Here is a 20,246-nt window from a genome sequence, read left to right on the forward strand (position 1 = left end):
TATCAGTGGCTATCGGTAATAGAGGAGCGAAGCAGGCGACGCTCGCGCAGCTGCGCGCCTTCGCCGCCGTCGCCGAGCACCTGCACTTCCGCGACGCGGCCGCCGCCATCGGGATGAGCCAGCCGGCGCTCTCCGGCGCCGTCTCCGCACTGGAGGAAGCCCTCGGGGTGCAGCTGCTGGAGCGCACCACCCGCAAGGTGCTGCTCTCCCCGGCGGGCGAGCGGATCGCGGCCCGGGCGCGGGCCGTGCTCGACGCGATGGGCGGGCTGCTGGAGGAGGCCGAGGCGGTACGGGCCCCCTTCACCGGGGTCCTGCGGCTCGGGGTGATCCCGACCGTGGCCCCGTACCTGCTGCCGACCGTGCTCGGGCTCTTCCACCGGCGCTACCCGCGCATGGACCTCCAGGTGCACGAGGAGCAGACGGCCTCGCTGCTGGAGGGGCTCGCCGGCGGGCGGCTCGACCTGCTGCTGCTCGCGGTGCCGCTCGGCGTGCCCGGCGTCACCGAACTACCGCTCTTCGACGAGGACTTCGTACTCCTCGCACCCCGGGAGCACCCCCTGGCCGGGCGCAAGGACATCCCGCGCGAGGAACTGCGCGGCCTGCAGCTGCTGTTGCTCGACGAGGGGCACTGCCTGCGCGACCAGGCCCTCGACATCTGCCGCGAGGCCGGCCGCACGAGCGGCGCCGACGTCACCACGACCGCCGCGGGGTTGTCCACCCTCGTACAACTGGTCGCCGGGGGACTGGGGGTGACGCTGTTGCCGCGGACCGCGCTGCGGCTGGAGACCGCCCGCAACGAGTACCTGGCCACCGGGTACTTCGCGGAGCCCGCGCCCTCGCGGCGGATCGCGCTGGCCATGCGTACGGGGACGGCGCGGCAGGAGGAGTTCAGGGCCGTCGCGGCCGCCCTGCGCGAGGCCGTGCGCCCGCTCCCGGTGTGGCCCACCGACTGACGGGGGCCGCGCCGGGAGCGGGCGGGGCGCGCTCACTCCGTACGCAACCCGTCCGGGCGCATCATCCGCAGCAGCGGCGGCATGCTGAGCAGGGTCACCAGGACGACCACGCCCGCGCCGGAGCCGACCAGCGCCAGCACCGCGCCCCAGTCGACGCTGACGGGCATCTCGGCCATCCGCAGCAGCACCGACCCGAGGGCCAGGCCCGTGGCGCTCGCCAGCACCATGGCCACCGTGATCGGCAGCGCGGTCTGCCACAGCACCGACAGGCTCAGCGTCCGGCGCGGGGTGCCGAAGGCGGCCAGGGCGGACAGCAGCTTCCTGCGCTCGCGCAGCTGCTCCAGCTGTGCGACGAGCAGGCTCAGCCCGATCAGTACGAGCACCAGCGTCGCGCCGATGAACAGGCCGCTGCGGATCGCCCCGTACTGGGGGTCCAGCCGGGTCGGGGAGAGCGAGCCGACCATGGCTGCCGGGGCGGCCCGGAAGGCCGCGGTGCGCGCGAGCTCGATCGCGTCCGGCACGGCCGGGTCGAGCTGCACGAACACGTGCCGGTAGGCCTCGACCCCTTGCGGCGCGGCGGAGGGGGTGACCAGCAGACCGGAGCGCACGCGGCCGTCCGGGTCCGGACGGGCGGGCACGGTACGGGCGTTCGCCGGGACGGTCCACTCCACGGCGGCCGGATCGACGGCGTAGCCCGTGCCACCGCCGGCGAGGAGCTTCTCGCCGGGCCGGGCGGTGGCTCCCGGGATCCCCCAGTCCGCACGGGGGTCGTCGGCCAGCACGAAGACGTCGCCCTCGGCGCAGGCCGCCAGCCGCGCCACCTCGCGCAGGGCCTCGCAGGTGCCCACGGTGAGGTGGACGGGGCGGTCGGCCGAGGGCACTTGGGCGGCCGCGGCGAGGTTGCTCAGCGAGGTCGTCCTGGCGACCCCCCGGGTCCGGGCCAGCTCGGCGGTCACCGCCTCCAGCGATCCGGTGCCGCTCGACGGGTCGACCGTCACCGACAGCGCGGCCCGCGCCGGATCCGCGCCGGTCTCCAGGGTGTAGCCGGACTCCGTACCCGCGAAGAGGATCTGCAGGGCGATGGCTCCGGCCACCGCGACCGCGATCCCGTTGACCAGCCGGGAGGCCGTGCCGCTGGCGACCTGGAGCCGGCGCACCGCGAGCTGCCAGGACACCGGACCGCCGGACAGCAGCCCGGCCGTACGCTCCAGCAGCCAGGGCAGCAGGGCCGTGATGCCGACGAGCAGCAGGACGACGCCGGCGCTGACCTGCACCTGGTTGAACTCGCCGCTGACGGTGCCACGGCCCATCAGCGGTGCGAGCAGGCCGAGTCCGCCCGCCGGCAGCAGCAGCCGCCACCAGATCCGGCGCCTGACCGGCCCGGCCGCCCGTACGACGCCCAGCGGTTCGACGAGCACGCCGCGCAGCGTGAACAGGGTGACGGCCACGGCGGCGGCCGGCACGGCGAGGGCGACGAGCGCGGCCAGCCACCAGCTCGGATCGAGGTCGGCCGGGAAGACGCTGCGCTGGGACAGCGCGAAGCTGCCGACGAGCTGACGGGCGACCAGGAAGCAGGCGGCGCCGAGCACGAGCCCGGTCAGGGCCCCGGCCAGCGCCTCGCCCGCCGCGATCCGGCGGACCATCCGGTTGTCGGCGCCGACCAGGCGCAGGGCGGCGAGGCGGCGGTCGCGGCGCTCCCCGCCGAAGCGGACGGCCGCCGCGACGAACACCACGACCGGCATGAGCAGGGCCACGAAGGTCAGGACGACCATCAGGGCCAGCACCGGGTCGAGCGCGTCGGGTTCGGGATCGCCGCCGAACGCCCGGGACCGGTGGACGATGCCGAGCTTCGTGCCGGGCGGCCTCTCCAGATCGGCGTTGCCCGCGTAGAAGTAGAGCTCGCCCGGACCGAGCAGGCCGGCGTCGCCGATCAGCTCGGTCACCTCGCCGCCGAGGCGCTCGCGCAGCAGCGCGCCCTCGTCGGACTTCATCAGGCGGTCGAGGGCGGGGGAGACCGCGAGCCGGCCCGGGGCGGGGATCCGGCTGAGCCCGGGCGGGACGGGGGCGTCGGGGCCCTCGACCTTGATGAGGACGCCCTCGATGCTCTTGCCGCGGTAGTCCTGGTCGGCGGACGCCGTGAGCAGGGTGTCGGACCCGGGGCGGTCGGCCTCCGTCCCGACGGCGAGCCGGGCGTCGCCGCGGTCGGTACGGGCGGTCAGCGCGCTCGGCAGGGCGGTGGTGACCAGCAGCAGGGCGACGCCGAGGCCGACGCCGACGCCGGTGAACAGGGTGCGGATCCAGCTCTCGCGGCCGCCGCAGAAGGCGAAGCGGACGCCCATGGCCAGGTCGCGGCACCAGGCCCGGCCGTTCTCGGTCAGGCTCATACGACGTGTTCCATGTCGCGGGACCTGCCGTCGCGCACGAGGATCTCGCGGTCGGAGTACGCCGCCACGCGCGTCTCGTGCGTGACGAGGACGACGGCGGCTCCGGCGGAGCGGGCCGCCTCGGTCAGCAGCCGCATCACCAGCTCGCCGTTGAGGGAGTCCAGGGCTCCGGTGGGCTCGTCCGCGAAGATGACCCGGGGCCGCGTGACGAGCGCGCGGGAGATGGCCACGCGCTGGCCCTGACCGCCCGAGACCTCGCCGGGGCGCCGGCCTGCGACGTGGTCCACCTCCAACTGGACCATCCACTCCAGGGCGGTGGCCTCGGCCGCCTTGCGCTTGACGCCGCTCAGGCGCAGCGGGAGCGCCACGTTCTCCAGACAGGTCAGCTCGGGGACGAGCCGGCCGAACTGGAAGACGAAGCCGAACTCGGTGCGGCGCAGGGCGCTGCGCGCCGCATCGCTCATCCCGGCGATCTCGCGGCCGTCGTAGGTGATGGAGCCGGAGTCGGGCGGGACGATCCCGGCGAGGCAGTGCAGCAGGGTCGACTTGCCGGAGCCGGACGGGCCCATGACGGCGACGATCTCGCCGGGGTGGATGGTGAATTCGGCGCCGTCGAGCGCCCGGGTGGTCCCGTACGCCTTGTGCAGGTCCTGGGCGGCGAGCAGGGTGCCGGGCGGGATCCTCATCGGCGTATCTCCTGGGCGAGCTGGTCGAGGCGGGCGGCGGCGAGCTCCAACCACCGGAGGTCGGCCTCCAGATGGAACAGGGCGTGGTCGCAGATCAGTTGGTCGGTGAGGTCGCCCTTGCGCTTGCGGGAGGTCAGGGTGCGCATGAGGCGCAGGTGTTCGGAGCGCTGGGAGTCCAGCAGCTCCTGGGCGCTGCGGCCGGTGAGCAGCGCGAGGACGACCTTGGTGTAGAGCGTCGAGTGGAGGTAGGGCTCCGGCTTCTCGGGGGTGGCCAGCCAGGCCGCGACGTCGGTGATGCCGGCTTCGGTGATGGCGTACCGCTTGCGCTCGGGGCCGCCGTCGCTCTCCACCCCGTCGACCTCGACGAGGCCGTTCTTCAGGAGGCGGGACATGGTCGAGTAGACCTGTCCGTAGGCGAGCGGGCGGTCGTGGCCGAATTTCTCGTCGAAGGTCCGCTTGAGGTCGTAGCCGTGCCGGGGGCCGGCCTCCAGCAGCGCGAGGAGCGTGTGACCGATGGACATGACAACGACTATACACACAGTGTATACGCGCGGTGTATACACGCCGTGCTGAGGGTGCCGGGCACGCCGATGGGGGCCATTCGTAGGGACTCGGGCCCTCCTGGAAGCCGCTCGGCGCAGGGGTCGCAGGCGGCTGGCAGGTTGAGGGAGTCGGCCCCGCTTTCCGAAAGGCGCGCCATGCAAGCACCCCCCTCCGACGTCGCCGCCACCCTCCCCCCGCAGCAGTCCGGACCCGCGGGCCGGACGGAGCCGGAGCCGTCCGCCGAGGCTCGGTACACGACCCCGTGGTGGATCTGGACCCTCGCCGGCGGGCTGCTCCTCTGCTACCTGGCCCTGTCCTTGCGGATCCACCACCGGTTGCTCTCGCACAGCTACGACCTCGGCATCTTCGACCAGGTGGTGCGCTCCTACGCGGTGGGCCGGCTGCCCGTGTCCGAGCTCAAGGCCCCGAACTTCCCCGTCCTCGGGGACCACTTCTCGCCGGTACTGGCCCTCCTCGCGCCCCTGTACCGGCTGTGGCCCTCGGCCCAGACCCTGCTCGTCGCGCAGGCGGTGCTCGTCGCCGCGAGCGTGGTGCCGCTCGCCGGCTGGGCGCACCGGTCGCTGGGCCGGGTGCCCGCCGTGGTGATCGGGCTCTGCTACGGGCTGTCCTGGGGCATCGCGAGCGGAGTCGGCTTCGACTTCCACGAGGTGGCCTTCGCCCTCCCGCTGCTCGCGTGCTCGCTCGCGGCCCTCGGCTCCGGGCGGCTGCGGGCGGCCGCGTACTGGGCGGTGCCGCTGGTGCTGGTGAAGGAGGACCTCGGGTTGACGGTGGCCGTCATCGGCCTGGTCATCGCCTGGCGCGCGGGACCGGGCGGGCGCAGGCTCGGGATCGTCACCGCCGTGGTGGGGGTGGTCGGGGCACTGCTGGCCATGCTGGTGGTGCTGCCCGCCTTCAACCCGGGCGGGGAGTACGCCTACACGTCGTACCTGGGCGGCTCCGAGGGCGGCGGGGCGGGCTTCTGGTCCGGCGCCGGGGACCTGCTGCACCGGGCCACGGTGGGGCTGGTCACCCCCGAGGCCAAGGTCTCGACCCTGATGCTGATGCTGGCGCCGACCCTGTTCCTGGCGTTGCGCTCGCCGATCGCGTGGGTGGCCCTGCCGACGCTGCTGTGGCGGTTCGTCTCGCAGAACCCGCCCCATTGGGGCACCGGTTACCACTACTCGCTGGTGCTGATGCCGATCGTGTTCGCGGCGTTCGTCGACGCCCTGGTCCGGCGCGGCACCACGGTGGCCGGTCTGCGCCGGTACCTCGCGGGCGCGGCCGGGATCTGCCTGTTGCTGCTGCCCGGCTTCCCGGTGTGGCAGCTGGTCCAGCCGGACACCTGGCGGGCGGACCCCCGGGTCGCCGTGGCGCAGGAGCTGATGGACAAGATCCCCGACGGGGCCACGGTCCAGGCCTCGGACGGGCTGGTGCCGCACCTGACCAACCGCACCAGCACCAGCCTGTACGGCTGGCCGCAGAGCCGGCCCCGACCCGAGTGGATCATCGTGGACACGCAGGTGGCCTCGGACCGGCGCTGGCCGCTGTCCGTGATGGATGAGGCCATCGCCCTCGACGCGGCGAAGGCCGACGGGTACCGGACGGTGGCCCAGCAGGACGGGTTCGTCCTGCTGAACCGCCGGTCCTGAAGTTCAGGAGTCCGGAGAGGCGCGGGGGCGGCCGCGGGGCGGGATCGGGCCGGCCCCGCCCGGGAGCCGGCCGGCCTCCGCCAGGGCCCGCCGGAGCAGGAACTCGATCTGCGCGTTGGCGCTGCGCAGCTCCTCGCCGGCCCAGCGCGCGAGCGCGTCGTGCACCTGCGGGTCGAGCCGCAGCAGCACCTGCTTGCGCGCCTGCCGCTTGGCCCCGGGGGCCGGGGCGGCGGCGTCCTCCTCTGCGGGGCTCACTGGTAGAGGGTGCCCGTGTTGACGACCGGCTGGGCCGCGCGATCACCGCACAGGACCACCATCAGGTTGGAGACCATGGCTGCCTTCCGCTCGGGGTCCAGCTCCACGATGTCCTGCTCGGCCAGGCGGGTCAGCGCCAGTTCGACCATGCCCACCGCGCCCTCGACGATCTGCTTGCGGGCCGCCACGACCGCGCCCGCCTGCTGGCGCTGGAGCATCGCGGAGGCGATCTCCGGAGCGTACGCGAGGTGCGTGAAGCGGGACTCGATGATGTGCACGCCGGCCGCCTCCACCCGGGCGTGCAGCTCGACGGCCAGCTTCTCGGTGATCTCCTCGGCGTTCCCGCGCAGCGACAGGCCGCCCTCGTCGTGGGAGTCGTAGGGGTACTCGATCGCGATGTGGCGGACGGCCGCCTCGGTCTGGGTCTCGACGAACTCCGTGAAGTCCTCGACCTCGAAGACGGCGCGCGCGGTGTCCTCGACCCGCCAGACCACGACCGCGGCCAGCTCGATCGGGTTGCCGTAGGCGTCGTTGACCTTCATGACGGCGGTCTCGTGGTTGCGGACCCGGGTGGAGATCTTCTCCCGCGAGGTCAGCGGGTTGACCCAGCGCAGCCCGTCGGTGCGGATCGTGCCGCGGTAGCGGCCGAACAGCTGGACCACGCGGGCCTCGCCGGGGGCCACCGTGTTCAGCCCGCTCATCGCCGTGATGGCGGCCAGGATCGTGGCGATGCCCGCGAATATCAGGCACACCTTGAGGGCGGTGGCCGTGGCCGCGGCGCCGAAGGCGATCAGACCCGCACCGGCCGCGATGCCCACGAGCCCGAGGAGCAGCGCCAGCCCGCCGCCCACGCTGCGTGCCGCGAACTCCCGTGTGACCGCGCTGGTACCCGACTCGATCTCCGTTGCCGTGTCTGTCATGATCTGCCCCGTTTCGCTTGGTGGCGGCCGGTCGGACCGTCTAGCAAAGTGATATCACTTTTTCGGCGGGCCGCAACCCTTACGGCTTTGCGTGCGTCGGTTCCATTGGTGTGGGTGCTGATTCTCACGTCTGAATTGACCGGTTTTGAGCATGGTTAGTCAACCTTTGTCACAGCCTGCGGTGTTAGCTTTCTGAGCTGATGTCGGGGGGGTAATCGAGCGGAGCGGGAGCGATGGGCCGAGCAGAAGCGCGACGGGCGCAGCAGCAGCGCGGTGCGCGGCGGGCGCCGCGCGAGCGCGCCAAGGGGAAGGGCGGCGCGGGCAAACCGACCGGCATACGCCGCTTCTTCACTTGGAAGAAGATCCTGGGCACGTTCCTCGGGCTGATCCTGCTCGGCATGGGCGCCCTGATCGCCCTCTACTTCTACGTGGAGGAGCCCGACCCCAACGCCGACGCGCTCAAGCAGAGCAACATCTACAAGTACTCCGACGGCTCGGTCATGGCGCAGGACGGCAAGCTCAACCGCCAGATCCTGCCCATCAGCAAGATCCCGACGGACGTACAGACGGCCTTCATCGCGATCGAGAACAAGTCCTTCTACAAGGACAGCGGCGTCGACCTCAAGGGCATCGCCCGCGGTGTGTGGAACACGGCCACCGGCAGGGGCAAGGCCGGCGGCTCGACCATCACCCAGCAGTACGTCAAGAACTTCTACCTGACGCAGGACCAGACGGCGACCCGCAAGCTCAAGGAGCTGGTGATCTCCCTCAAGGTCGACCAGCGCATGGAGAAGCCGGACATCCTCGCCGGTTACCTGAACACCAACTTCTACGGGCGCAACGCGTACGGCATCCAGGCCGCGGCCCAGGCGTACTACGGCGTCGACGCCGAGAACCTGACCCTGGAACAGGGCGCGTACCTCGCCGCCCTCCTCCAGGCCCCCAGCCAGTACGACTGGGCGACCGCCGGGGAGAACGGCAAGAAGCTGGTCATGATCCGCTTCAACGCCGTCCTCGACAACATGGTCGAGATGGGCAAGCTGGACGCGGCCAAGCGCAAGGAGCTGAAGTTCCAGGAGCCCATCAAGCCCAAGGCCGCACCGGGCATGGAGGGACAGAAGGGCTACCTGGTCCAGGCCGCCGACGCGGAGCTGAAGAAGCAGACCGGGATGACCGACGCCGAGCTCAAGGCCGGCGGCTGGGAGATCACCCTCAACATCGACCCGAAGAAGCAGGCCGAGCTGGAGAAGGCCGTCCAGGACGAGCTGGAGTCCAAGCTCGACCGCAAGGGCCGCGCCGTCGACGGCGCCGTCCAGGCGGGCGCCACCTCGGTGGACCCGAAGACCGGCGCGGTCGTCGCGATGTACGGCGGCACCGGCCTGTCCGACCAGTGGGCCAGCAACGCGCTGCGCACCGACTACCAGCCGGGCTCGACCTTCAAGCCGATCGTGCTCGCCTCCGCCCTGGAGAACAAGGCCACCACCCAGGACGGCAAGCCGATCACCCCGAACACCCTCTACGACGGCACCAGCAAGCGCCCGGTGGTCGGCAGCAAGGTTCCGTTCAAGCCGCAGAACCAGGACGACAAGGACTACGGCGACCCGATGATGACGGTGCAGTCCGCCACCAACTCGTCGGTGAACTCGGTCTACGCCCAGATGATCGTGGACACCAAGCCGCAGAACGTGAAGACGACCGGCCTCGCCCTCGGCATGAAGGACCGGGCCGGCTGGCCCGAGGACCAGCCGGCCATGGCACTCGGCACGATGAGCGCCAACACCCTGGAGATGGCGGGGGTCTACGCCACCCTCGACAGCCACGGCAAGAAGATCACGCCGACCGTCATCAAGTCCGCCGTGCACGCCGACCGGGAGTACAAGCCCGTCCGCCCCGTCGGTGACCAGGCCATCAGCCGCGAGACCGCTGACACCGTCACCAAGGTGCTCACCGGAGTCGTCGAGGACGGCTCGGGCAAGGCCGTGAAGAGCTCCGCCTACGAGGCGGCCGGCAAGACCGGTACCACCGAGAAGAACGTCGCCGCCTGGTTCACCGGGTACACCCCGGAACTGGTCACCGTCGTCGCCATGTTCGGTACCGACCCGACCTCCCACGAGCAGGTCAGCCTGACCGGTACGGCGGGCGGCGGCCGCGCGGGCGGCTCCAGCTTCCCCGCCGCCATCTGGAAGGCGTACACGCTCGCCGCGCTCAAGGGCGAGAAGACCGACTCCTTCGACTTGGAGGAGGCCAAGATGGGCCCGACCCAGACGCCGTCGCGGAGCAACTCCCCGTCGAACACGCCGAGCCAGGCGCCGAGCACGCCGGTGTACACCCCGCCGACGCAGAACAGCCCGGACCCGACCGGCTCCAACTCGCCGGACCCGACGAAGAGCACGACGAAGTCGCCGGACCCGACGAAGAGCCCGACGAAGACCCCGACGAAGACCCCGGACCCGCCGGTGGTGCCGCCGAACCAGGTGCCCCAGCAGTAACCGGACGAGAGCCGCCCCGCAGCCTTCAGGCTGCGGGGCGGCTCTCGTTCACGGCGTGCGCGTCAGCGCCGCTCGGCCGCCCCCGGCAGCGCGAGCTCGAACCAGACCACCTTGCCGCTGCTGAGGCGGGTGGCACCCCACCGGCGGGCCATCCGGTTGACCAGGAACAGGCCCCGGCCGCCCTCGTCGGTGTCCCGGGCCCGGCGCTGGCGGGGCAGCTGCGGGGAGTCGTCACCGACCTCGCAGCGCAGTACGTCCGTACGCAGCAGGCGCAGGGTCACGGGCCGCTCGGCGTACCGCACGGCATTGGTGACCACCTCGCTGACCAGCAGCTCCAGGGAGTCCTGGAGCTCCTCCAGGCCCCACCGGGTCAGGGCGCGGCGGGCGAACCGGCGGGCCCGGCCCGGCGCGGTCTCCTCCGGGTCCAGGAACCAGTACGCGACGTCGCTGGGCGCGATCCCGTCGAACCGGGCCGCGAGCAGCGCGATGTCGTCGTCCCGGTCGCCCGGGCCGAGCATGTCCAGCACGTCGTCGCAGAGCGCCTCCAGCGGCGGCGGGTGGTCCAGGCCCGTCAGCTGGGCGGTGGTGGCCAGGCGCTCGCGGAGCTGCTCGATGCCGGTCCACACGTCGCGCAGCCGGGACTCCACCAGGCCGTCGGTGTACAGCAGCAGGGTGGCCCCGGCGGGCGCGTCCAGCTCCACGGCCTCGAAGTCCACGCCGCCGACGCCGATCGGGGCGCCGGGCGGTACGCGCAGCACCTCGGCGCGGCCGCCCAGGTGCAGCAGCACCGGCGGCGGGTGGCCGGCGTTGGCGATGGTGATCCGGTGCGAGACCGGGTCGTAGACCGCGTAGAGGCAGGTGGCCATCCGGTCGGAGCCCAGGCGCTGGGCCTGCTCGTCCAGGTGGTGCAGGACCTCGGCGGGCGGCAGGTCGAGCTGGGCGAGGGTCTGCGCGGTGGTGCGCAGCTGGCCCATGATCGCGGCGGAGGTCATGGAGTGGCCCATGACGTCGCCCACGACGAGCGCGACCCGGCTGCCGGGCAGCGGTATCGCGTCGTACCAGTCCCCGCCGACCCGGGCCGTCTCGGCGGCCGGCAGGTAGCGCGAGGCGAGGCGGACCCCGGTGGGCTGGGGGAGGCTGTCGGGGAGCATGGTGCGCTGGAGCTCGTCGGCGATGTACGCCTCGCGGCCGTAGAGCACCGCCTTGTCGATGCCGAGCGCGGTGTGGGTGGCCAGCTGGGCGGCGACCAGCAGGTCGTTCTGCTCGAAGGCGGGCCGGTCCGGGGTACGCAGGAACACCGCCGCGCCGATCACGCGCCGGCGGCCGCGCAGCGGCGCCAGGATGGCCCGCTGCCCGCGCGGTACGGGGTGCTCCGCGCCCAGCAGCTCCGGCAGCGCGGCCCGGGCGGCGGCGGAGGACCCGAAGACGGGCCGTACGCCGCGCAGCACCTCGGCGAGGGCTCCGCCGGGGCGGATCTCGCACAGCTCGGCGGCCGGCAGGTCACCCTGCGGGCCGACCATCGGGAGCTGGCTGAAGTCGAGTTCGCCGCCCGGGGCGAGGGCCGCATGGGCGGCGGCGGCCGCGTCGGTGGCGGCCATGGCGCCGCTCACGCCGCCCGTGAGGTCGTCGATCGGACGGAGCCGGTCGGTGCGCCGCAGCCTTAAAACGACCGGGCCGACCGGGCGCTCGTCCCCGACCGGGAGCGGGTCGCGCAGGTAGACCAGGATGGCGTCCGAGAAAGTGGGCACGGTGGCCCGGCACAGGCCGAGCACGATCTCGTCGAGGTCGATCCCGCGCGCGATCCGGCGGGTGGCGGCGCCGACGAAGCGCAGCCGGTCGCCCTCGCGGCGCGCGGCCGTGGCCTCACCGGCCGCGCCGCCCGGTATCGCGCCGCCGCCGTGTCGGCCCGCGCCGCCGGCCGCGGTGGCCGGGGCGCCGGATGCGGGGGCCCCGGAGGGTGCCGGGCCCGCGCCCGCGGCCCGGACGGGGTCCTGGAGGGCGTCACCGGGCGTCTCGCCGCCCGTCGCCGCGGCCTTGCCCCGGGCGGCCTCGCCGCCGCGCGCGTGCGGCAGGCGCCCGCCGGGCGTGCCCGCGCCCGTGCCGCGTACGGCCTCGGCGGCCGGGACCGGGGCCTTGCCGTGGCCCGGTTCGTCGCTTCCGCCGCCGGCGGCGCCGGAGGCGACGGCGACCTGGCCGAGCCCGCCGCGGGCCGTACCGGAGGAGGGCGCGCCGGAGCCGCCCGGGGCCGGTGTCGCGGCGGCCGTGGCGGGCTGCGGGCCCTCCTGCGAGGTGGGGTACTCCGTCACGCGTGGAATTCCGTCCGTTTGCGCTCGATGTGCGCTGCACTCAACTCGGTCAGTCGCGGTATACCCGCTCAGCGGCGGGGACACCATCACCCCGCGGTTCCGCGTCCCGCTCGTTACCTCATCGTCTCGCGTTGACCTCCGGTCAAGTCCGGCTCACGGCACGACATTTACGGATGGACGACCTCGCGGCGGCGCCGCGGGGAACCCGGCGGAGGACGATCCTATGTTTGCCCCCCGGGGGCGCATCAAGGGTCTCATGAGGTCATATGCGCCGGAGTGCGGTCCCAGTTCCCGGGCAGGACCGGAACTCCCCAGGCCGGGTCCGGTCGCCAGTCCTGCCAGCCGTCGCGGAACGGCGTGCCCCAGTCCTTGATCACGTCCACCGCCGCGCGCCCGGCGGCCTGGACCCGCAGCGCCTGCTCCCGGTCCATCAGGCCGGACCGCTGGGCCTGCGCGAACTCGTCCTCGTCGCGCCACTTCCACGTCCGGTCCGGATAGACGGAGATGTCCAGGAAGTGGTCCTCCGAGTCCACCCCGCCCGACCAGCGCGAGCGGGGCTCCTCAAGGTTCACGTACCAGCTCTTGAACCGCCAGCCGTGCTCCCAGAACAGCCACACCGACCACGGTTCCCCGGGCCGCGCCAGCTTCAGCACGCCCGCCCCGAACCAGCGCGAGCGCACGGTGGTCCGCGGCGCGGTGTAGCGGGTGGCGAGCGGCTCCTCGTGCACGGGGCTCCCGTCGGCGAGCACCGGCTTGACGCACTCGGTGCCCGGGGCCATCCACACGGCGAGCAGCTCGTCGGTGTCCTGCACCACGGTCACCGGGCGGCAGATGTGCACCTGGCCCTTCAGGCCCGGGGCGTGGTCGCGGTACCGCCAGAGGATCTGCTCCCCGGGCGACCAGTGCGTGCCCCGCGCCCCGTCGTGCGCCACGCCGCCCCCGCGGCCTCCGGTACCTGTCATGCGCAGATCTTAGGGCTGGGGCCCGCGGCCCCGCTGCGGTGCAGGTCACGGAGGTGTTCGGGGACGGGAAACGACCGAATCCGGCCCCCGCTCAGGGCCGGGTCATACGCAGCACGTCAAGGGCCTGATCCAGTTCCTCGACGGTCAGATCACCGCGCTCGATGTAGCCGGACTCCAGCACGACCTCCCTGATCGTCTTGCGCTCCGCGAGTGACTTCTTGGCGACCTTGGCGGCCTCCTCATAGCCGATGTACCGGTTCAGCGGGGTCACCACGGAGGGCGAGGACTCGGCGTACTCCCTGGCCCGGGCCGTGTTGGCGGTGATCCCGTCGACCGTACGGTCGGCCAGCAGGCGGCTCGCGCTGCCCAGCAGCCTGATCGATTCGAGCAGGTTGCGCGCCATCACGGGGAGCATCACGTTGAGCTCGAAGTTGCCGGCGGCGCCCGCCACCGCGACCGCGGCGTCGTTGCCCATCACCTGCGCGGCGACCATCAGGACGGCCTCGGGGACGACCGGATTGACTTTCCCGGGCATGATCGAGGACCCAGGCTGGAGATCCGGGAGGTTGATTTCGGCCAATCCTGTGCGCGGTCCGGAGGCCATCCAGCGCAGATCGTTGGAGATCTTGGTGAGCGAGACGGCGACCGTACGGAGCATCCCCGAGGTCTCCACGAGCGCGTCCCGAGCCCCCTGGGCCTCGAAGTGGTCGCGGGCCTCGGTGAGCGGCAGCCCGGTGGCCCGGGCCACCTCCGCGATCACGGCGGCGGAGAAGCCGGGCGGCGTGTTGATGCCGGTGCCGACGGCGGTCCCGCCCAGCGGCAGCTCGGCCAGCCGCGGCAGCGCGGCGCGCAGCCGCTCCACGCCGTAGCGGAGCTGGGCGGCGTACCCGCCGAACTCCTGGCCCAGGGTGACCGGGGTGGCGTCCATCAGGTGGGTGCGCCCGGCCTTGACCACGTCGGCGAACTCCGCGGACTTGCGCTCCAGCGAGGCCGCGAGGTGCTCCAGTGCCGGGATCAGCGCGCGCGTGACGGCGGCGGTCGCGGCGATGTGGATGGAGGACGGGAAGACGTCGTTGGAGCTCTGCGAGGCGTTGACGTGGTCGTTGGGGTGCACGTCGCGGCCGAGCCGCTCGGTGGCCAGGGTGGCGATCACCTCGTTGGCGTTCATGTTGGACGAGGTGCCGGAGCCGGTCTGGAACACGTCGACGGGGAAGTGCTCGTCCCAGCGGCCCTCGGCGACCTCGGCCGCGGCGGAGCGGATCGCCTCGGCGACGTCCCGGTCCACGACGCCGAGCTCGGCGTTGACCTTGGCGGCCGCGGCCTTGATCCGGGCCAGTGCCTCGATGTGGGCGCGCTCCAGGTGCTGCCCGGAGACGGGGAAGTTCTCCACCGCGCGCTGGGTCTGGGCCCGCCACTTGGCGTGCGCGGGGACCCGTACCTCGCCCATGGAGTCGTGCTCGATCCGGTAGGCGTTCCCGGTTGCTGCGGCCTGCTGATCTTCTGTCATGTTCGTGGCCTCCTCAAAAAGTTGAGCAATTGTCTTGTTCGAAGTGTTCCCAACTCCCCTACCGACCAGTAAATACCGGGGGTAACACCGATCTCGGGGAGGCCTTCATGGCGCGCATACGCACGAAACCAAGGCTCAGATCTACCTTCGCCGCCGTCGCGGCGATCGCGGCCGCCCTCGGGGGCGTCACCGCCATCACCCCCATGGCCCAGGCGGCAGCCCCCGCCACGGCCGTCACCCCCCTGTCGCCCGAACTGGAGGCCATCCGCGCCGCGGAGGCCACCAGGATCTACGGCGACCCCGCGATCCGCCCGGCGGCCGAGCGCAAGACCGGACTCATCTCGCTCGGCGACAGCGAGATCTCGGGCGAGGGCGTGGGCAACTACGACCCCGCGACCAACACGCCCTCCAACCAGTGCCACCGCTCGCCCGACGCGGCGATCCACCGCACCGGCATCCCGGCCGACCTGACCTTCAACGTGGCCTGTTCCGGCGGGTACACCGGCAACATCAGGATCGGCGGCAGCAAGCAGTACGCCGACGAGCTGGTGCAGAGCGACAGCCTCGCCATCAAGGCCCGCAACACCAGGATCAAGATGGTGCTGCTGGTCGCCGGCGCCAACGACGACCTGCAGTTCGGCCCGGTCATGACCGACTGCGTGACCCGCTGGGTGCTCAGCCAGGGCACCTGCGAGCCCAAGTACGGCCCCGGGTGGCAGGCGCGCGTCGACGGCCTGAAGCCCAAGGTGGAGTCCACCGTCGCGGACCTCAAGACGGTCATGCGCGACGCGGGCTACGCCGACTCCGACTACAAACTCGTCGTCATGGGCTACCCCAGCCCCATCGGGCCCGACTTCTACGACAACCCGAGCTTCCCCGGCAAGCTGCCCGGCGGCTGCGCCGGATACGACTCCGACGCCACCTGGGGCCGCAACTACGCGGTGCCCACCTTCGAGAAGGGCATGCGCGCCGCGGCCCGCGCGGCCGGCGCCACCTACCTGGACAACTCGCGGCTCTTCAACGGCCACGAGGTGTGCATGGAGGACACCTGGGCCCGCGGCCTCTACCTGGACCTCGGGGACCACTTCCCGTGGGACGAGAACACCGCCCGCCAGTCCTTCCACCCCAACTACCGGGGCCACGGCGCGTTCGCGTCCTGCCTGACCCAGCTCTACGACTCCGGCCTGCGCGAGGCGTCCTGCGCGGACCCGGCGAGCACCGGCACCCCCGTCCTGCAGGCCGGGGCGTGGGACGACCTGTACAAGCCGCTCAAGAACGAGGCGACCGGCAACTGCCTCGACTCCCTCGGCGGCGCCAGTGCCAACGAGACCAAGGTCGTCGGCTGGGACTGCCACGGCGGCCGCAACCAGGGCTGGTGGTACGACGCGGCCCGCAAGTCGATCCACATCGAGCTGACCCACGACCGCTGCCTCGACGCCCCCGGCGCCAACTACGGCAGCGGCACCGGCCTGATCATCTGGAACTGCCACGGCGGCGCGAACCAGCAGTTCGTCCGTGACGGTGCCACCATCCGCCCCGCGGCCGCCCCGGGCATGTGCCTGACGGTGTCCGCCGCGCACGAGCCGCTGCGACTGCAGACCTGCAACGGCTCGGCGAACCAGCGCTTCGTGTAACCGCCGGGCCAGAACCGAACCGCCAGATCCGAACCCCCCACACCCGGCCGGCGCACCCCGGCCGGGTGTCACATGTCGTTCAGCAGCTTGCGCACCTCGCGCGGCCGGTTGGTGATGAGGGTGTCCACCCCGAGCCGCACGCACAGCTCCACGTCCTCGGGCTCGTCCACGGTCCACACCCGTACCGTCAGCCCTCTGGCCCGGAGCCGGCCCACCAGCCCCGGATCGCGCCGTACGAGGTCGATCCCCGGGCCCGCGTGCGTGGCGTACGGCGGCCGGACCGGCCTGACCCGGCGCTCGATGAGGTACACGGAGGGCAGTCCCGGCGCGAGCCGGTGCATCCGGGTCAGCGCGGCGCGGGAGAAGCTCATCACCTCGACGCGCCCGGCGGCCCCGTCGGCCAGCCCGTACTGCCGCAGCATCCGCACCAGTTCGGCCTCCAGACGGCCGCCCGCGCGGGTCGGGTGCTTGGTCTCCACCGCGAGCCCGACCGGGTAGGGCGCGGCCAGCGCCTCCTGGAGCAGGTCCTCGAAGAGCAGCACCCGGGCCCCGGCGTGCCCGGCCCCCTTCCACGCCCCGAAGTCCAGGGCGCGGAGCTCCTCGTACGTCATCTCGGAGACGACCCCGCGCCCGTCGGAGGTCCGCTCGACGCGCCGGTCGTGCACGCACACGAGCTTGCGGTCGGCGGTGAGCCGCACATCGCACTCCAGCGAGTCGGCCCCGTCGGCGATGGCCTGCCGGTAGGCCGCGAGCGTGTGCTCGGGGTGCTCGTGGGAGGCCCCGCGGTGGGCGACCACGCGCGTGGCGCGGGCGGTGGGCAGCAGCTGCGTCATGGGGGAGACGTTAACCGGGTGCGGTGGAGCCCCGGGTACCGCATCATCCACGGATGGTCGAATTCTCCGTGACATTGCATGGCGAACCCTGCGGATCCTGCCACAACCGGGTCTGGCAGCGGGTCATCGACGGCCGGCTGCGCTGGGACGAGGTCTCGCACTGCACCGACCGGGCGAACGGGTACGAGACCAGCGGCGGTGGCTGGGGCCCGCCGCCACCGTGGATCCGCGAGCGGATCATGGCCGAGCGGGGCATGGTCCGCCTCGCCGTCGGCGGGCCGGACGGCATCCCCGTCGCGGTCGTCCGCGAGCTGTACGCCCTCACGCTCCCGCAGCTGCGCGAGGCACGGGAGCACGGCCTGGCCGCGACCCCGCTCGAGGCGGAGCTGCTGCGGGGGACGCACAGCGGGCCCCGGGGGCGATGACCACTCCCGGGGCCCGGAGCGCCCGGACCGGTCCCGACCGGGACCGGTCCGGGCCGGGGCGTTACGCCAGGCCCGGGCCGCGGACCGGGATGTGGGTGAACGTCGGCTCCGGGGCCGGGTTCTGGAAGAAGTCGTTGCCCTTGTCGTCCACCACGATGAAGGCCGGGAAGTCCTCGACCTCGATCTTCCAGACCGCCTCCATGCCGAGCTCCTCGTACTCCAGGACCTCGACCTTCTTGATGCAGTCCTGGGCCAGGCGCGCCGCCGGGCCGCCGATCGAGCCGAGGTAGAAGCCGCCGTGCGCACCGCACGCGTCCGTCACCTGCTGGGAGCGGTTGCCCTTGGCCAGCATGACCATGGAGCCGCCCGCCGCCTGGAACTGCTCGACGTACGAGTCCATCCGCCCGGCCGTGGTCGGGCCGAAGGAGCCCGAGGCGTAGCCCTCGGGGGTCTTCGCGGGGCCGGCGTAGTAGACCGGGTGGTCCTTCAGGTACTGGGGCATCGGCGCGCCCGAGTCCAGCAGCTCCTTGATCTTGGCGTGCGCGATGTCGCGCGCCACGACCAGTGGACCGGACAGCGAGAGCCGCGTCTTCACCGGGTGCTCGGTGAGGGTCGCGAGGATGTCCGCCATCGGCCGGGTCAGGTCGATGGAGACGACGTCCGAGGCCTCGTCCAGGTGCTCGTCGGTGGTCTCCGGCAGGAAGCGGGCCGGGTCGCGCTCCAGCTGCTCCAGGAAGACGCCCTCGGCGGTGATCTTCGCGGTCGCCTGGCGGTCCGCCGAGCAGGACACCGCGATGGCCACCGGCAGCGACGCGCCGTGGCGGGGCAGGCGGACGACACGGACGTCGTGGCAGAAGTACTTGCCGCCGAACTGCGCGCCGATGCCGATCTTCTGGGTCAGCTCGAAGACCTGCTGCTCCAGGTCGAGGTCGCGGAAGCCGTGGCCCAGGGCGGAACCCTCGGTCGGCAGCTCGTCCAGGTAGTGCGCCGAGGCGTACTTCGCGGTCTTGAGCGCGTGCTCCGCCGAGGTGCCGCCGACCACGATCGCCAGGTGGTACGGCGGGCAGGCAGCGGTGCCGAGCGAGCGGATCTTCTCCTCCAGGAACTTCATCATGGAGGCCTCGTTGAGGACCGCCTTCGTCTCCTGGTAGAGGAAGGACTTGTTGGCCGAGCCGCCGCCCTTGGCCATGAAGAGGAACTTGTACGCGCCGCCGTCGGTCGCGTACAGCTCGATCTGCGCGGGCAGGTTCGAGCCGGTGTTCTTCTCCTCCCACATGGTGATGGGGGCCATCTGCGAGTAGCGCAGGTTCAGCCGCGTGTACGCGTCGTAGATGCCGCGGGACAGCGCCGCCTCGTCACCGCCCTCGGTCAGGACGTTCTGGCCGCGCTTGCCCATCACGATCGCCGTGCCGGTGTCCTGGCACATCGGGAGCACGCCGGCCGCCGCGATGTTCGCGTTCTTGAGCAGGTCGAGGGCGACGAACTTGTCGTTCGCCGAGGCCTCGGGGTCGTCGATGATGCGGCGCAGCTGCGCGAGGTGCGCGGGGCGCAGGAAGTGCTGGATGTCGTGGATCGCCTCTTCGGCGAGCTTGCGCAGCGCCTCCGGCTCGACCTTGAGGAACGTACGGCCGTCGGCCTCGAAGGTGGAGACGCCTTCGGAGGTCACCAGCCGGTAGGGGGTGGCGTCCTCGCCCAGGGGCAGCAGGTCGGTGTACGCAAACTCTGGCATGACGGCAGTCATTCCTCACTCGGCAGACAGCGCTGACGACCAATTGGCAGCGCGGTTAACCAGCGTAGGACCTCCGCCGCGGGCTGTGTCTGTGAGGTAAGGCTCACTGGCCAGTATCGCGATCTATCGTGTCTCGCTATGCTGGGTGCCGTGGACCTGGAAAAGCACCCCGCCGCCCCTGCCGCTCCCGCCCCGCCGGCCCCCGCCGCGCTGCGCGCCTCCGACGCCGACCGGGACCGGATCGCCGCGATCCTGGCCGACGCCCTCGCCGAGGGCCGGCTCGACGCCGAGGAGCACTCCGAGCGTCTGGACTCGCTGTACGCCCTGAAGACGGTCGGCGAGCTGGAGGTCCTCGTACGGGACCTGCCCGCGCCCGGCGGCGCCCCGCAGCCGGGCGTGTACGGGGCGGCCGCGGCCGCCGGGGTCCCCGCGGGCGGGCCCGCCGAGACCGTCGTCGCCGTGTGCAGCAGCTCCGCCCGCAAGGGCCGCTGGCGCCCGAGCGCGCACACCCGTGCCGTGTCGGTCATGGGCGACATCACCATCGACCTGACCGAGGCCGTCTTCGAGCAGCAGGTCACCGAGATCAACGTGACCTGCGTCCTCGGCAACGTCGAGGTCCTCGTCCCGGAGAACGTCACCCTCCGCGGCTACGGCAGCGGGGTCCTCGGCAACTTCGAGGTGCGCGGCGAGGCCCGCGCCGTGACCGACCCGCAGGCCCCGGTCGTGATCGTCCGCGGCTTCGCCCTGCTGGGCAACATCGAGGCCCGCCCCAAGCTCGGCGCCAGGCTGGTCGACCTCGCGCTGAAGATGCGCAAGCGCCTGGAGGGCCAGGGCCAGGGCCAGGGCCAGGGCCAGGGCCAGGTCTGAGGCCGGAGTGTCCGGGGGCAACGCGCCCTGGAGCAGCGGTATTTGGCCGCAGAGGGTCCGTAGGGTCCGGACCTCGGCATCCCAGTGGGGACCACTCGACCAGG

Annotated in this window: 16 protein-coding genes; 6 read left to right on the forward strand and 10 right to left on the reverse strand. The window is 72.5% G+C overall.

The features are described from left to right. The first annotated feature begins 5 nt into the window (after positions 1-5). Positions 6-953 carry a hydrogen peroxide-inducible genes activator gene (locus tag ACZ7GJ_RS03300; RefSeq protein WP_470748935.1) on the forward strand — a complete coding sequence of 316 codons (948 nt, stop codon included), beginning with the start codon at positions 6-8 and terminating at the stop codon, positions 951-953. 32 nt (positions 954-985) lie between these two features. Here the strand turns inward: ACZ7GJ_RS03300 and ACZ7GJ_RS03305 are convergent, their stop codons facing one another. The 3 genes from ACZ7GJ_RS03305 to ACZ7GJ_RS03315 are packed head-to-tail and all read right to left on the reverse strand — an operon-like array spanning position 986 to position 4,544. Beyond that, a complete protein-coding gene (locus ACZ7GJ_RS03305; RefSeq protein ID WP_470748937.1) occupies positions 986-3,337 on the reverse strand; it encodes an ABC transporter permease in 2,352 nt (783 codons plus the stop codon). After that, a complete protein-coding gene (locus ACZ7GJ_RS03310) occupies positions 3,334-4,023 on the reverse strand; it encodes an ABC transporter ATP-binding protein (RefSeq protein ID WP_470748939.1) in 690 nt (229 codons plus the stop codon). The genes ACZ7GJ_RS03305 and ACZ7GJ_RS03310 overlap by 4 nt, the downstream gene beginning before the upstream one ends. Continuing rightward, positions 4,020-4,544, reverse strand: a complete 525-nt coding sequence (locus ACZ7GJ_RS03315) for a PadR family transcriptional regulator (protein ID WP_470748941.1) — start codon at positions 4,542-4,544, stop codon at positions 4,020-4,022. The genes ACZ7GJ_RS03310 and ACZ7GJ_RS03315 overlap by 4 nt, the downstream gene beginning before the upstream one ends. 177 nt (positions 4,545-4,721) lie before the next feature. On the opposite strand from ACZ7GJ_RS03315, the gene ACZ7GJ_RS03320 reads away from it, so the two are divergent. After that, positions 4,722-6,215, forward strand: coding sequence for a DUF2079 domain-containing protein (locus ACZ7GJ_RS03320; protein ID WP_470748943.1), 1,494 nt, complete (start codon positions 4,722-4,724; stop codon positions 6,213-6,215). 3 nt (positions 6,216-6,218) lie between these two features. On the opposite strand, the gene ACZ7GJ_RS03325 is transcribed toward ACZ7GJ_RS03320, so the two are convergent. Continuing rightward, a complete protein-coding gene (locus ACZ7GJ_RS03325) occupies positions 6,219-6,470 on the reverse strand; it encodes a type II toxin-antitoxin system antitoxin (protein WP_470748945.1) in 252 nt (83 codons plus the stop codon). Next, positions 6,467-7,390 (reverse strand): SPFH domain-containing protein, encoded by a 924-nt coding sequence (locus tag ACZ7GJ_RS03330; RefSeq protein ID WP_470748947.1) that lies wholly within the window; start codon positions 7,388-7,390, stop codon positions 6,467-6,469. The genes ACZ7GJ_RS03325 and ACZ7GJ_RS03330 overlap by 4 nt, the downstream gene beginning before the upstream one ends. Positions 7,391-7,623: 233 nt before the next feature. Between ACZ7GJ_RS03330 and ACZ7GJ_RS03335 the strand changes: the two genes are divergently transcribed. Continuing rightward, a complete protein-coding gene (locus tag ACZ7GJ_RS03335; RefSeq protein WP_470748949.1) occupies positions 7,624-9,879 on the forward strand; it encodes a transglycosylase domain-containing protein in 2,256 nt (751 codons plus the stop codon). A gap of 62 nt (positions 9,880-9,941) precedes the next feature. Here ACZ7GJ_RS03335 and ACZ7GJ_RS03340 read toward each other — a convergent pair whose 3' ends face one another. From ACZ7GJ_RS03340 to ACZ7GJ_RS03350, 3 genes are all read right to left on the reverse strand, one after another. Next, positions 9,942-12,185, reverse strand: coding sequence for a SpoIIE family protein phosphatase (locus tag ACZ7GJ_RS03340; RefSeq protein WP_470748950.1), 2,244 nt, complete (start codon positions 12,183-12,185; stop codon positions 9,942-9,944). A 254-nt stretch (positions 12,186-12,439) separates the two neighbouring features. After that, the gene (fomD, locus tag ACZ7GJ_RS03345; RefSeq protein ID WP_470748951.1) at positions 12,440-13,147 is read right to left on the reverse strand and encodes a cytidylyl-2-hydroxypropylphosphonate hydrolase; all 708 of its coding nucleotides are present in this window, start codon (positions 13,145-13,147) and stop codon (positions 12,440-12,442) included. 91 nt (positions 13,148-13,238) lie between these two features. After that, positions 13,239-14,654 carry a class II fumarate hydratase gene (locus ACZ7GJ_RS03350; protein WP_470748953.1) on the reverse strand — a complete coding sequence of 472 codons (1,416 nt, stop codon included), beginning with the start codon at positions 14,652-14,654 and terminating at the stop codon, positions 13,239-13,241. A 107-nt stretch (positions 14,655-14,761) separates the two neighbouring features. Here ACZ7GJ_RS03350 and ACZ7GJ_RS03355 point away from each other — a divergent pair, with 107 nt between their 5' ends. Next, positions 14,762-16,288 (forward strand): ricin-type beta-trefoil lectin domain protein, encoded by a 1,527-nt coding sequence (locus tag ACZ7GJ_RS03355; protein ID WP_470748955.1) that lies wholly within the window; start codon positions 14,762-14,764, stop codon positions 16,286-16,288. 68 nt (positions 16,289-16,356) lie between these two features. Here the strand turns inward: ACZ7GJ_RS03355 and ACZ7GJ_RS03360 are convergent, their stop codons facing one another. Then, a complete protein-coding gene (locus ACZ7GJ_RS03360; RefSeq protein ID WP_470748957.1) occupies positions 16,357-17,121 on the reverse strand; it encodes a glycerophosphodiester phosphodiesterase in 765 nt (254 codons plus the stop codon). A 53-nt stretch (positions 17,122-17,174) separates the two neighbouring features. Here ACZ7GJ_RS03360 and ACZ7GJ_RS03365 point away from each other — a divergent pair, with 53 nt between their 5' ends. After that, positions 17,175-17,546 (forward strand): hypothetical protein, encoded by a 372-nt coding sequence (locus ACZ7GJ_RS03365; RefSeq protein ID WP_470748959.1) that lies wholly within the window; start codon positions 17,175-17,177, stop codon positions 17,544-17,546. A 61-nt stretch (positions 17,547-17,607) separates the two neighbouring features. On the opposite strand, the gene ACZ7GJ_RS03370 is transcribed toward ACZ7GJ_RS03365, so the two are convergent. Continuing rightward, the gene (locus ACZ7GJ_RS03370) at positions 17,608-19,275 is read right to left on the reverse strand and encodes a fumarate hydratase (protein ID WP_470748961.1); all 1,668 of its coding nucleotides are present in this window, start codon (positions 19,273-19,275) and stop codon (positions 17,608-17,610) included. Between the two features lie 150 nt (positions 19,276-19,425). Between ACZ7GJ_RS03370 and ACZ7GJ_RS03375 the strand changes: the two genes are divergently transcribed. Next, the gene (locus ACZ7GJ_RS03375; protein ID WP_470748963.1) at positions 19,426-20,142 is read left to right on the forward strand and encodes a DUF1707 SHOCT-like domain-containing protein; all 717 of its coding nucleotides are present in this window, start codon (positions 19,426-19,428) and stop codon (positions 20,140-20,142) included. Positions 20,143-20,246 lie beyond the last annotated feature (104 nt).

Source organism: Streptomyces sp. NPDC037242 (assembly GCF_055604165.1).

Bases quoted from the DNA above. Each gene is read 5' to 3' on its own strand.
- ACZ7GJ_RS03350 (WP_470748953.1), bottom strand. From the start codon at position 14,654: ATGACAGAAGATCAGCAGGCCGCAGCAACCGGGAACGCCTACCGGATC.
- ACZ7GJ_RS03305 (WP_470748937.1), bottom strand. From the start codon at position 3,337: ATGAGCCTGACCGAGAACGGCCGGGCCTGGTGCCGCGACCTGGCCATG.
- ACZ7GJ_RS03365 (WP_470748959.1), top strand. From the start codon at position 17,175: ATGGTCGAATTCTCCGTGACATTGCATGGCGAACCCTGCGGATCCTGC.
- ACZ7GJ_RS03370 (WP_470748961.1), bottom strand. From the start codon at position 19,275: ATGCCAGAGTTTGCGTACACCGACCTGCTGCCCCTGGGCGAGGACGCC.
- ACZ7GJ_RS03360 (WP_470748957.1), bottom strand. From the start codon at position 17,121: ATGACGCAGCTGCTGCCCACCGCCCGCGCCACGCGCGTGGTCGCCCAC.
- fomD (WP_470748951.1), bottom strand. From the start codon at position 13,147: ATGACAGGTACCGGAGGCCGCGGGGGCGGCGTGGCGCACGACGGGGCG.
- ACZ7GJ_RS03330 (WP_470748947.1), bottom strand. From the start codon at position 7,390: ATGACAGACACGGCAACGGAGATCGAGTCGGGTACCAGCGCGGTCACA.
- ACZ7GJ_RS03315 (WP_470748941.1), bottom strand. From the start codon at position 4,544: ATGTCCATCGGTCACACGCTCCTCGCGCTGCTGGAGGCCGGCCCCCGG.
- ACZ7GJ_RS03320 (WP_470748943.1), top strand. From the start codon at position 4,722: ATGCAAGCACCCCCCTCCGACGTCGCCGCCACCCTCCCCCCGCAGCAG.
- ACZ7GJ_RS03355 (WP_470748955.1), top strand. From the start codon at position 14,762: ATGGCGCGCATACGCACGAAACCAAGGCTCAGATCTACCTTCGCCGCC.
- ACZ7GJ_RS03335 (WP_470748949.1), top strand. From the start codon at position 7,624: ATGGGCCGAGCAGAAGCGCGACGGGCGCAGCAGCAGCGCGGTGCGCGG.
- ACZ7GJ_RS03310 (WP_470748939.1), bottom strand. From the start codon at position 4,023: ATGAGGATCCCGCCCGGCACCCTGCTCGCCGCCCAGGACCTGCACAAG.